The organism is Cellulomonas sp. B6, from assembly GCF_001462455.1.
GTDB lineage: Bacteria > Actinomycetota > Actinomycetes > Actinomycetales > Cellulomonadaceae > Cellulomonas.
The window spans coordinates 1-11,784 of the sequence record NZ_LNTD01000065.1 but is presented as its reverse complement, the minus strand read 5'-3'; the positions used below and the strand labels follow the sequence as shown (position 1 = coordinate 11,784).

12 protein-coding genes are annotated in these 11,784 nt (G+C 77.4%); 5 read left to right on the top strand and 7 right to left on the bottom strand.

The features are described 5' to 3' along the window. Nucleotides 1–158 precede the first annotated feature (158 nt). Together ATM99_RS05290 and nhaA are read left to right on the top strand one after the other, a co-directional pair. Complete coding sequence (locus ATM99_RS05290) at nt 159–605, top strand: HIT family protein (protein ID WP_062101880.1); 447 nt, start codon at nt 159–161, stop codon at nt 603–605. A 76-nt stretch (nt 606–681) separates the two neighbouring features. Beyond that, nucleotides 682–2,064, top strand: a complete 1,383-nt coding sequence (nhaA, locus tag ATM99_RS05285) for a Na+/H+ antiporter NhaA (RefSeq protein ID WP_223304811.1) — start codon at nt 682–684, stop codon at nt 2,062–2,064. A gap of 72 nt (nt 2,065–2,136) precedes the next feature. Here the strand turns inward: nhaA and ATM99_RS05280 are convergent, their stop codons facing one another. From ATM99_RS05280 to ATM99_RS05255, 6 genes are all read right to left on the bottom strand, one after another. Continuing rightward, nucleotides 2,137–3,006: an SDR family oxidoreductase gene (locus ATM99_RS05280; protein ID WP_062101883.1), complete on the bottom strand. Its 870-nt coding sequence runs from the start codon at nt 3,004–3,006 to the stop codon at nt 2,137–2,139. A 169-nt stretch (nt 3,007–3,175) separates the two neighbouring features. Beyond that, nucleotides 3,176–3,709, bottom strand: a complete 534-nt coding sequence (locus tag ATM99_RS05275; RefSeq protein ID WP_062101879.1) for a DsbA family protein — start codon at nt 3,707–3,709, stop codon at nt 3,176–3,178. 61 nt (nt 3,710–3,770) lie between these two features. Further along, a complete protein-coding gene (locus ATM99_RS05270) occupies nt 3,771–4,802 on the bottom strand; it encodes an NAD-dependent epimerase/dehydratase family protein (protein WP_062101878.1) in 1,032 nt (343 codons plus the stop codon). Nucleotides 4,803–4,825: 23 nt separating this feature from the next. Beyond that, nucleotides 4,826–6,022, bottom strand: a complete 1,197-nt coding sequence (locus tag ATM99_RS05265) for an alcohol dehydrogenase catalytic domain-containing protein (RefSeq protein ID WP_062101882.1) — start codon at nt 6,020–6,022, stop codon at nt 4,826–4,828. A 114-nt stretch (nt 6,023–6,136) separates the two neighbouring features. After that, a complete protein-coding gene (locus ATM99_RS05260) occupies nt 6,137–6,685 on the bottom strand; it encodes a DUF1697 domain-containing protein (RefSeq protein WP_062101877.1) in 549 nt (182 codons plus the stop codon). A gap of 72 nt (nt 6,686–6,757) precedes the next feature. Then, nucleotides 6,758–7,276 (bottom strand): methylated-DNA--[protein]-cysteine S-methyltransferase, encoded by a 519-nt coding sequence (locus ATM99_RS05255; RefSeq protein ID WP_062101876.1) that lies wholly within the window; start codon nt 7,274–7,276, stop codon nt 6,758–6,760. A 172-nt stretch (nt 7,277–7,448) separates the two neighbouring features. Between ATM99_RS05255 and ATM99_RS05250 the strand changes: the two genes are divergently transcribed. Continuing rightward, a complete protein-coding gene (locus ATM99_RS05250; protein WP_062101875.1) occupies nt 7,449–8,057 on the top strand; it encodes a hypothetical protein in 609 nt (202 codons plus the stop codon). Between the two features lie 16 nt (nt 8,058–8,073). On the opposite strand, the gene ATM99_RS05245 is transcribed toward ATM99_RS05250, so the two are convergent. Beyond that, a complete protein-coding gene (locus ATM99_RS05245; protein WP_082659301.1) occupies nt 8,074–9,447 on the bottom strand; it encodes a mechanosensitive ion channel family protein in 1,374 nt (457 codons plus the stop codon). A gap of 438 nt (nt 9,448–9,885) precedes the next feature. Here ATM99_RS05245 and ATM99_RS05240 point away from each other — a divergent pair, with 438 nt between their 5' ends. Then, on the top strand, nt 9,886–10,809 hold the full coding sequence (locus ATM99_RS05240; protein WP_223304809.1) for a DNA-3-methyladenine glycosylase: 924 nt from the start codon (nt 9,886–9,888) through the stop codon (nt 10,807–10,809). A 107-nt stretch (nt 10,810–10,916) separates the two neighbouring features. Further along, nucleotides 10,917–11,784: DUF4349 domain-containing protein (locus ATM99_RS05235; RefSeq protein WP_062101874.1), on the top strand; the 868-nt coding region annotated here is incomplete at its 3' end.

Sequence of the window (11,784 nt, the reverse complement as noted above, 5' to 3'; positions counted from 1 at the left end):
GGGCGCGCACAGGGGATTCCTAGGGGTCGGTCGCGCCCACCACAAGGGACCTCCCGCTGCTGAAGCGTTTCGCACGGCGTGTCGCCGGCCGCGAGCACCCGTCCGGACGCACCTCTCCCGCACCGGCGCACGCCCGCGGCACGCGCTAGCGTGAGCGCATGCCGACGCTGTTCACGCGCATCATCGACGGCGAGATCCCCGGACGCTTCGTCTGGTCGGACGACCGCGCGGTCGTCCTGCTCACCATCGCCCCCATCACCGACGGACACGCGCTGGTCGTGCCCCGCGCCGAGATCGAGCAGCTCACCGACGCCCCCGACGACCTGCTCGCGCACCTGACGACCGTCGCCAAGGCGGTCGGTCGCGCGCAGCAGGCGGCGTGGGACGCGCCGCGGGCGGCCCTGCTGGTCGCCGGGTTCGAGGTCCCGCACCTGCACCTGCACGTGCTGCCCGCGTGGGACGAGTCCAGCCTGACGTTCGCGAACGCACGCCCCGACGTGCCGGCCGACGAGCTCGACGCGGCGGCGCAGCGGCTGCGGGACGCGCTGCGCGCCGCCGGCCACGGTGCGCACGTCCCGGCCGACCCGACGGTCGCCGCGCCGTGACGCGGCACGCACCGAACCGCGCACCGCGGGGGCGACGCTGAGCACGCCCGGCGCGCGGCCGACGCTGCGCGAGCGGGTGCTGCGGCGTCCGCCCGGGCAGCACCCGCTGCGCGACACGATGTCGTCGAAGGTCTCGACGCTCGCCCCGGCGATGCGGACGTTCCTGGCCACGGAGGCGGGCAGCGCCGTCGTGCTGCTCGCGGCCACGGTCGCCGCGCTGGTGTGGGCGAACTCGCCGTGGCGCGAGGCGTACACCGCGCTGTGGCACACGCCGGCCGGCGTCGTGCTCGGCGACGGTCGGCTCGTGATGGACCTGCAGCACTGGGTGAACGACTTCGCGATGGCCGTGTTCTTCGCGGTGGTCGGGCTCGAGATCAACCGCGAGGCCACGCGCGGCGACCTGCGGGACCCGCGCGCGGTCGCCGTGCCCGCGCTCGGCGCGCTCGGCGGGCTCATCGTGCCCGTGCTGGTGTTCCTCGCGTTCAACGGCGGGACCGAGGCCGCGCGCGGCTGGGGCGTCGTGATGTCGACCGACACCGCGTTCCTGGTCGGCGTGCTCGCGCTGTTCGGCCCGCGCTGCCCGGACCGGCTGCGGCTGTTCCTGCTGACGCTGGCGATCGTCGACGACATCGGCGCGATCCTCGCGATGGCGGTGTTCTACACCGACGGCGTCGACGTCGTGGCGCTGCTCGCCGCGGGCGTGCTCACCGGCGCGCTCGTCGCGCTGCGCGTGCGCGGCGTGTGGCGGCTCGCCCCGTACGTGGTGGTGGGCCTCGCGCTGTGGGTCGCGGTGCTCGCCTCGGGCGTGCACGCGACGATCGCGGGCGTGCTGGTCGGGCTGATCGTGCCGACGGCCGTCCCGCACGAGAAGCGGCGACGCGCGGTCGCGGTGCACACGCGGCGGTTCCTCGTCGCGGGCGGTGCGGACCGCGAGCACGCGGCCGAGGTCGCGGGACGCGCCGCCGTGCCCACCGGCGACCGGCTGCAGCGCGTGCTCCACCCGTGGAGCGCGTACGTCGTGGTGCCGCTGTTCGGGCTCGCGAACGCGGGCGTGCGGCTCGACCCCGCGACCCTCGCGGACGCGTTCGGCTCACGCCTGACCGTCGGCGTCGCCGTCGCCCTGGTCGTCGGCAACGCCGTCGGCATCACGGGCGCCGCGACGCTCGCGCTGCGCCTGCGGCTCGGCGACCTGCCCGGGCTCGTGCGCTGGGGGCACGTGCTCGGCGGCGCCGTGCTCGCCGGGATCGGGTTCACGATCTCGCTGTTCATCGCCCAGCTCGCGTTCGACGACCCCGTGCTGCTCGAGCGCGCCAAGATCGGCGTCCTCACGGGGTCGCTCGTGGCGGCCGTCGCGGGGTCGCTGCTGCTGCGCTGGCTCGGCGAGCGGCTCCCCCTGTGCTCGCCGCCGCGCCTGCCGCCGACGCTCCCGCCGCTGCCGTGGCGGTCCCCGGCGGGCTGACCCGCCGGGCGGCCCCAGGCCTCCGGGCCGTCGGGGCACCGGGTCGTCGGGCCGGCGTGACGTCGCGGCGCGTCAGGCGACCGGGTCGTCCGGCCCCCAGGTCGCCAGCCGCAGCGTGCGCGCGTCGGCGTCGAGGATCGCGGGTGTCGCGGCCCGCAGCGACCCCACCGTGTCGACGCCCGCGCGCACGAACCGCCCCGACAGGTCGTCGAGCTCGCCGCGCGCGAACGCCAGGGCGAGCGCCGCGACGTCCGCCGGGTCGGTCCAGTCGGTCCGGCCGACGTGCACGGGCATGGCCCCGGTCATGTCGGTCGCCACGACCCCCGGCGCGAGGTCGAGCACGCGCAGCCCCGCGTCGGCGTACTGGTGGTGCAGCTGCGTCGTCAGGCGTGCGAGCGCGCCCTTGCTGATCGCGTAGCCCGTGTACGTCGGCAGCGCCCGGTGCCCCGACCCGGAGTTCACGTTGAGGACGCGACCGCCGCCGCGCGCGAGCATGCCCGGCAGCACCGCGTGCGTGACCAGCAGCGGCCCCCGCACGTTCGTCTCCACGACGCGCCACACGTCCTCGACGTCGTCGTCCGCGAACGGCAGCTCGGAACGCTCGATCACGCCCGCGTTGTTGACGAGCAGCCCGACGCCCCCGTGCGGCGCGAGCCCGGCGCCGACGCGCGCGACGGCCTCGGCGACGTCCTGCGCGTCGACCAGGTCGGCGGTGGCGACGACCACCGGCGCGCCCAGCGCCCGGGCCTCGTCCGCGACCGACTCGAGGCGCGCGGTCGTGCGGCCGACGAGGCCGAGCGCCCAGCCGTCCCGGGCGAGCGCGAGCGCGAGCTCGCGACCGATCCCCCGGCCGGCACCGGTCACGAGCGCGGTGCGCGGGACGGGCGGCTGCGCCCGGTGCTCGGCGGCGCCGCCCGGCGCGGGTGCGGTCGGGGCGGACAGGGCGGTCGGTGCGGTCGGTTCTACGGCTTCCACGCCCTCATCGTCGCCCACGACGCCGCCGTCCACGGCATCCGCGCGGAGCGCACCGCGCGGAGCGGGACGTCCGGGGACGCGCGGCGCGGGGCCGGGCGCCCAGGGACGGGACGCACGGCACGGGCCGGGCGCGGCCTCACACCGCGGCGACGAGCGCCCGCAGCTTCTCGAGCTCGATCCGTCCGCGGTACCGCACGCCGTCGACCAGCAGCGTCGGCGTGCCGGGCACGTCGAGCTCGATGCCGCTCTCGTAGTCGGTCTGCACGCCGCGCGCGTACCGGTCGGCACCCTCGCCCGCGATCTCCTCGGGGTCGAGGCCGAGCTCGTGCGCCCACGTGGCGAGGTCCTCGTCGGTGAGCGCGTCCTGGTGGCTGAACAGCAGCCGCTGCATCTCCCAGAACCGGCCGTGGGCACCCGCGGCCTCGGCCGCGAGCGCCGCCGCGAGCGCGTGCGGGTGGACCTGGAAGAGCGGGAAGTGCCGCCACACCAGCCGGACGCGACCGTCGGACTCCTCGACGAGGCGCCGCAGCACGGGCTCGGCGTCGCGGCAGTAGGGGCACTCGAGGTCGCCGTACTCGACGATCGTCACGGGTGCGTCGGGGTTGCCCAGCACGTGCCGGTCGGGGTCGGTGCCGACCTCGGGCAGCGGGGGCGGCGGTGACGTCGTCATGGGCCCAGCGTGCCGCGCAGCCGGTCGGCGCGCACCCCGACCCGCGGCGCCGGCGTACCCGTCAGGTGCGGCGCGCGCGCAGCGGCGGGCTCGCGGTGCCGGCGCCGGCGGCGACGCCCCGCACGGCGTCGTGCACGGCCTCGACCGCGGTGCGTGCGGGCCGCCAGTCGAGCTCGCGCTCGGCGCGCCCGGTGTCCAGCAGCGGCGCGGACATGCCCATGTCGAGCCACCCCGGCCCCACGGGGGCGACGCGTGCGTGCCACGCGGCCCGCAGCGCGACGCGCGCCGCCGCCGGCGGCACCTCGCGCAGCCGCCCGCGCGAGACGAGCGCGGCGACGTCGGGGCCGCGCACCACACCGGCCGCCGCGAGGTTGAACGCGCCGCGCGCCTGCCGCACGACGGCCTCGCGCACCGCGTCGGCGAGGTCGTCCGCGTGCACCGCCTGCAGCCGCAGGCCGCGCGGCCACGGCAGCACGGGTACGTCGCCGTCGAGCAGCCGCGTCGGCACCGCCGGGCCGAGGAAGTAGCGGGACTGCTCGGCCCCCGCCGCCCGCTGGAACACCAGCGCGGGGCGCAGCCGCGCCACCGCCCGGTCGCCCTCCGCCTCGGCCTCGTCGAGCAGCCGCTCGACGGCTGCCTTGTCGACGCTGTAGTCCGACGAGCGCACGCCGTCGGTGGGCCACGACTCGTCGCGCGGCTCGTCCCCGGGTGACGGGGAGTACGCGCCGACGGACGACATCGCGACGACGTGCGCGACCCCCGCACGTCGGGCCGCCGCCAGGACGCGCCGCGTGCCGAGCACGTTCGTGGCGCGCAGCCGCTCGCGGTCGTGGCTGGGCTGGATCGCCCACGCGAGGTGGACGACCGCGTCGGCCCCCGCGAACGCGTCCGCCAGCGTCGCGAGGGTGGCGGCGTCGTCGGCGGCACCGACGTCGCACGCGACCCAGGTCGCCGCGTCGTACGGTGCGGGCGGCGGGCGCCGGGGCGTGCGGCGCACCACGGCGACGAGCGAGGTCACGGTCGCGTCCGCCGCGAGCCGGCGCAGCACCGCCGTCCCCACGTTGCCGCTCGCACCGACCACGGCGACCCTCATGCCGACCCCCGCGTGCCCACGGCTCAGGCCGCCGGGTCGAGGACGACCTTGATGCAGCCGTCCGCCTTGCGCTGGAACACGTCGTACGCCTGGGGCGCCTGCTCGAGCGGCACGCGGTGCGTCCGCAGGTCGTGGACCCCCAGGGGGTCGGCGTCGTCGGTGACCAGCGGCAGCAGGTCGTCGTACCAGCGCCGCACGTTCGCCTGGCCGAACCGGAACGTCAGCTGACGGTCGAACACGTCCATCATCGGGAACGGGTCGATCGCGCCGCCGTACACGCCGACGACCGACACGGTCGCACCCCGGCGGGCGACCGCGATCGCGGTCTGCAGCGCCGCCATGCGGTCGACGCCGGCCTTCTCCATGAACGGTCGCGCCCACGCGTCCGGCAGGAACGCGGCCGCCCGCTGCCCGGCGGCCGCGAGCGGCGAGCCGTGCGCCTCCATGCCGACGGCCTCGACGACCGCGTCGGCGCCGCGCCCGTGCGTGCGGTCCCGGACCGCCGCGGCGACGTCGTCCGCGCGCGCCGCGTCGATCACGTCGACGCCGTGCCGGGCGGCCATGAGCAGCCGCTCGGCGACGATGTCGATGCCGATCACGCGACCGGCTCCCCGGTGCAGCGCGATGCGCGCGGCCATCTGGCCGACCGGCCCGAGCCCCACGACCGCGACGGTGCCACCGGGCGGCACGTCCGCGTACGCGACGGCCTGCCACGCGGTCGGCAGGACGTCGGACAGGTACAGGTAGGTCTCGTCGGGCCGGCCGTCGTCGGGCACGACGACGGGTCCGTACTGCGCCTGGGGCACCCGCAGGTACTGCGCCTGGCCGCCGGGCACGCTGCCGTACAGCGAGGTGTACCCGAACAGCGCGGCACCCTTGCCCTGGTCGCGCACCTGCGTCGTCTCGCACTGGCTCTGCAGCCCGATCACGCACAGGTGGCACGTGCCGCACGCGATGCCGAACGGGACGACGACCCGGTCGCCGACCCGCAGGCGCCGCCCCGCCTCGGGGCCGACCTCCTCGACCACGCCCATCGCCTCGTGACCCAGCACGTCCCCCGGCCGCAGGTAGGCGCCGAGCACCGAGTACAGGTGCAGGTCCGAGCCGCACACCGCGGTGGACGTCACGCGCACGACCGCGTCGGTCGGCTCCTCGATCCGGGGGTCCGGGACGTCCTCGACCCGCACGTCCTCACGGCCCTGCCACGTCAGCGCACGCACCCGCACCACATCCTCGTCGTCGGCTCGCACCGCCCTGCCCGGGGCGTCCCGCCACCGTCGCACCGGCCCGTGCGGACCGCATCCCGGCACGCGCTCTGCGCCTCGACGCGACGGTCAGCGGTCCCGCGCGGCGGCCTCCAGGTCGTCGGCGAGCGCCGCGAGCGCGGTCACGGTGCGCAGGTTCCGCGCCGTGCCGACGGGCCGCGCCCCCGTGGTCAGCCGTGCGCCGAGACGACTGCGCCCCATGCCGTGCGGCAGGTACAGGTAGAGCTCGCGCCCCGCGGCGGCGAGCGCCTCGGGCGCGACCACCTCGACGTCCGGCACCCGGGCCGGCTCGGTGCCCGGCAGGAACACCACGTGGTGGTGCGCGGGGTCGTCGTCGCGGTCGAGGAACGGGTCGGCCGCCAGCGCGGCGTGCAGCTCGTCCCGCGTGCGGACGACGACGTCGGGCTGCACCGGGAACGCCGCGGCGCACGCCGCGCGCAGCGTGCGTGCGACGTCCGCGGGGTCCTGCGCGCTCGTCAGCAGCACGTTGCCGCTGTTGAGGTGCGTGCGGACGTCGGCGTAGCCCGCGTCGGCGACGACGCGCCGCAGGTCGGCCATCGGCACGCGCGTCGCTCCCCCGACGTTGACGCCGCGCAGCAGCGCCACGAGCACGGTCATCGCCTCACACGTCCTCTCCCCGTCCCCGGACGTTCCCGGGTCGTCCTCGGCACGCCCACCGCGCGGCCGGGCTCAGAACAGCGTGCTCTCGCCCGAGGCGACGCGCGCCTCGAGCGCGAGCAGCGCGCGCTTGCACTCGAGCCCGCCGGCGAACCCGGTGAGCGTGCCGTCGGCCCCGACGACGCGGTGGCACGGCAGCACGATCGGCAGGCGGTTGGCGCCGTTGGCGGCACCCACCGCCCGCGCGGTCGTGCGCGCGTCGAGCCCCACGGCGGTGGCCAGGGCGCCGTACGTCGTCGTCGTGCCGTACGGGACGCGCGCGAGGCCCTCCCAGACGCGCTGCTGGAACGCACTGCCGCGCGGGCGCAACGGCAGGTCGAACTCCCGCAGCTCACCGGCGAAGTACGCCGTGAGCTGCTGCACCGCGGCGGCCAGCACCGGGTCGTCGGCCGGGTCGGCGGGCACGCCGAGGCCGTCCGTCGCGGCCGACCCGTCGGGCTGCGGCAGCCGCACGTCGGTGACGGCGCCGTCGGCGACCGCCACCGCGACCGCACCGACCGGCGACCCCACGACCGCGTACCTCGTCGTCATGACGTCATCCTCCCGCCACCCGCCGACACGCGTGCCGCGCCGTCCGAGGTGCAGACGCCCGGGACGCCCAGGGCGTGAGGTCGGGTCTCCGTCGTCCGGAGGAGACGGCGGCAGCAGGACCCTCCGTCCGCCCGACGACGTCGGCGGCACCGCGGGCTGGACTGGCCGCACCATGGACGACCACGACGCGACCCCCCGCCCCGACGACGACCGCCCCGGCCGCCGGTTCCGGCCGGTCACCGGCTGGACGGCGCTGTGGCGGGGCGCGTTCGGCACGCACCACGCCGGCAGCGACTGGGTGGTCGAGGTGCACTACCTCGACCTGGACGAGCGGCTGCGGCTGTACCGGGACGGCCGTCTGGCCGAGGAGCGTCGCTCCCCCGCGCGGTTCGACCTCCCGGACGGTGCGTCGGTGCACGTCGCGCTCAGCCTGCTCGGGGTCAGGCACGCGCGCCTCGAGACGACCGCGGGCACCCGGGACCTCGACCCGCTGCCGGGCACGTCCGAGGCGTGGCGCGACCGCGTGGCGCGCGAGCACCCCACGGCCAGCGCCGCCGTCGCGGCGACCGCGTGGGTCGTGCTGGTCGTGGGGCTGCTCGCGCAGGTGCCGCCCGCGCTGCGGCTGCTGTCGGTGCTGCTCGCGCAGGTCGACGTGACGTGGCAGGCACCGGCGCTGTGGGAGGCGCCCGACGCGTGGGCTCCGTGGCTCGGCTGGGCGGCCCTGCTCGCGGGCGTCGACCGCGCGCTGCGGCGACGGTGGACGCCGTGGCTCGACGACTGACCGGGTGCTCGCGGGGCTAGCGCTCGCGTGCCGCCGCGTGGGGGGCGGTCCCGTCGTCGCGGTCGGGCGCGCCGTCGTCGGGCACGTCGTCCTCGGGCGGCGCGTCGTCCTCGGGCGCGTCGTCCTCGGCCTCATCGGCACGCGCCCGCTCCGCGAGCGCGTCCGCCCCCGGGCCGGTGAACGCCTGCGAGCGCGCGACCGCCTCGGTGCTCCCGGTGAACAGCCGCGCGTCACCGCCCTCGGCGCCCGGTGCGACCGGGTGCGGCGCGGGCGCCCGCTCGTCGGCCTCCAGGCGCGTGCGCGGCAGCGCCTCGGGCGCCTCGCGCTGCAGCCACGCGACGAGCCCCTCGCGCACGTGGCACCGCAGGTCGAACAGCGTGGGGGCGTCGACGGCCGAGGCGAGCGCCCGCACCCGCACCAGCCCGCCGACCGCGTCGGTGACCTGGAGGATCCCCACCCGGCCGTCCCACAGGTCGGTGACCTGCAGCAGCCGGGCCAGCTCGGCGCGCATCGCCTCGACGGGCACGCGCCAGTCGACGTCGATCTCGACCGTCCCCAGCAGCTCGGCCGAGCGACGCGTCCAGTTCTCGAACGGCGTCGTGGTGAAGTACGTCGACGGCAGGATCAGCCGCCGGTCGTCCCACACGTGCACGACGACGTACGTCAGCGTGATCTCCTCGATGCGCCCCCACTCGCCGTCCGCGATGACGACGTCGTCGACGCGGATCGCGTCGGTGAAAGCGAGCTGCAGGCCCGCGAACACGTTGGCCAGCGAGCTCTGCGCCGCGAGGCCCGCGACGATCGACAGCAGACCCGCCGAGGCGAAGAGGCTCGCGCCGAACGCACGCGCCCCCGGGAACGTCAGCAGGACGCCCGCGACGCCCACGAGCACCAGCACCGCGACCGTGATGCGCCGCAGCACCTGCACCTGCGTGCGCACGCGGCGCGCGTGCCGGTTGTCCCGCACGTCGACGCGGTAGCGCTGCAGCGCGACGTCCTCCAGGACGAACGCGAGCGAGCCCACCAGCCACGTCAGCGCGACGATCAGGGCGACGAGGAGCACGTGCTCCACGGGCGGCCGCCAGGCCTGCGCGGCGTCGGTCGAGACGCGCAGCGCGACCCAGACCGCGACGACCAGCAGCGTCGCCCGCAGCGGGCGGCGCGAGCGGCGCGAGAGGTCGGCGGCCACGGGCGCGCGCGGCGCCAGGCGCCGCACGAGCACGGCGAGCGCCGCGGCGGCGAGGTAGGCGGCCACGACGGCCACGGCGATCGCGACGACGGGCAGCAAGGCTCCGCCGACGTCGCGCGCGACGACCGCGACGGCGGACTCGGACGGGCTGGGGGCGGGCGCCGCGACCGCGGTCGGCGCGCCCGGGGCGGGGAGCGTCATCGCTCCACGGTAGGCACGGACCGGCGGGGGTGCGCGACCCGGGAGAAGGCGTCCGCGACGAACGTCACACCGCGCGGTCGGTCCCGGGGCCCGCTCGCGGCACCGCCGTCGGCGGACGCCCGGAGACGACCGGTCCCGCCCCCGAAGGACGGGGGCGGGACCCGGTGCAAGAGCCGTCTCGCCGGCACGAGGCGTGGCGGTCTCCCTGGCCCCGAGGGGCCGGTCCGGCTCTCGCCGGACCCTGTGGCGCTGCGGACGTGACGTGGATCTGGTGACCCGCCGACGGCCGGTCACGGTCGGACCGCGATCGGCTGCTGCGTGAAGCATGGCACCGTCGTGTGACCGGCGCATCTCGAACGTGCGACCAGGAGGCGACCGATCCTTTGCCGAGACCTCCCGCGAACGCGACGTGTCGGACCCCGCCGTTACCGTGACGCGGTGCCCCCGATCCCTCCACCACATCCGTCAGGAACGGGCGCGCCGACGGCGGGCCCTCCCCCGGCGGGCGTCCGCCGCACCGGCGGCGCCGAGCTCGTCGTCGCGGTGCCGCTCGACCCGGCACCGGTGCTGGCGTCGATGGCCGCGCGTGCCGTGCCGGGCGTCGAGGAGGTCGGCCCGGGGTCGGTGCGCCGCCTCGTGGACCTGGGCGGCGGGCACGTCGTCGTCACGGCGGACGTGACGGCCGACGGCGTGAGCCTGCGGACCGCGGAGCCGGTCGACCCCGTGGCTCTCACGCGCCTCGTCGACCGCTGGTTCGGCACCGGTGACGACCTCGCGGCCGTGCGGGCGACGCTCGGCGCCGACCCCCTGCTCGCGCCGCTGCTGGCGGCCCGCCCGCACCTGCGCGTCGCCGGTCACCCCGACGGCTTCGAGGTCGCGGTGCAGGCCGTGCTCACGCAGCAGGTGTCGCTGCGCGCCGGCGCGACCACCGGTGGCCGGCTCGCCGCCGCGTTCGGACGTGAGCACGCGTCGGGGCTGCGCGCGTACCCGGCCCCGGCGGACGTCGCGGCGGTCGACCCGGTGGACCTGCAGGCGGTGCTGCGCGTGCCGCACGCCCGGGCGCGCGCGGTCCACGCGATCGCGGTGGCGTGCGCCGACGGGTTGACCCTCGCCCCCGGCGTCGACGGCGCCGCGGTGCGCACCCGGCTGCTCGCGGTGCCGGGCGTCGGGCCGTGGACCGCCGACGTCGTGGCGCTGCGCGCGCTCGGCGACCGCGACGCCTACCCCGCGGGCGACCTCGTGCTGCGCCGCGCGCTGGGTGTCGACCACGTGCGCGACGTCGCGGCCGCGGGCGACGCCTGGACGCCGTGGCGGGCGTTCGCGGCGACCCACCTGTGGGCCTCGCGCGCGGTCCCCGTCTGAGCGGACGGGGACCGCCGGTCACCGCTCGGGGCCGATCCGGTGACGGACGGGTCACGATCCCGGCGAACCCCCGCACCCCGGTCCGGTCGTCCCTACGGTGACCAGGCATGACGCCTTCGTCGGACGCCCCCGGCCACCTGTCCGTGCTCCGCCGCCGCGCGAGCCGCGCAGCCCTCGTGCTGACGCTCGCCGCGCTCGCCCTCGCGGGGTGCTCCGCGAGCGACGGCGGCGCCTCGGAGCCCGCCGGCGACGTGGGGGCGCCCGCCGACGGGGCGCTCGCGATGGCCGCCGAGCAGGGCGTGCAGGACGGTGCCGACGACGGGACCGGGACCGCGCAGCAGGTGGTGCAGACCGCGCACGTCACGATGCTCGCGCCCGACCCGGTCGCGGCGGCGCACGACGTGGTCGCGCTGGTCGAGCGCGCGGGAGGACGCGTCGACGCGCGCTCCGAACGGTCGGGGGACGGCGGTGGCGACGCCGGCAGCGCCGAGCTCACGGTGCGGGTCCCGGCCGACGCGATGACCACGCTCGCCGACGACCTGCGCGAGATCGCCGACGTGCGGGAGTTCCAGCTCGAGACCGAGGACGTCACGACGGCCGCGAAGGACCTCGACGCGCGCGTCGCCGCCACCGAGCTGTCGGTCGCGCGCATGTCCGACCTGCTGGCGCGCGCGACGACGAACGCCGACGTGATCGCGGCCGAGGAGGCGCTGACCGAGCGTCAAGCGACGCTCGAGCAGCTGCGCGCGCAGCGCGCGCACATCGCCGACCGGGTCGCCCTGTCGACCGTCGTGATCGTCCTCTACGCACCCGACGAGGCACCCGCCCAGGCCCGCCCGGCGACGTTCGTCGACGGGCTCGGCACGGGGTGGGCGTCGTTCACGGCGGCGGTCCGGGGCGCGCTCGTGGTGCTGGGGGTGCTGCTGCCGTGGATCGCCGCCGCGGGTCTCGTCGTGGCGGTCGCGGTCGTCGCGC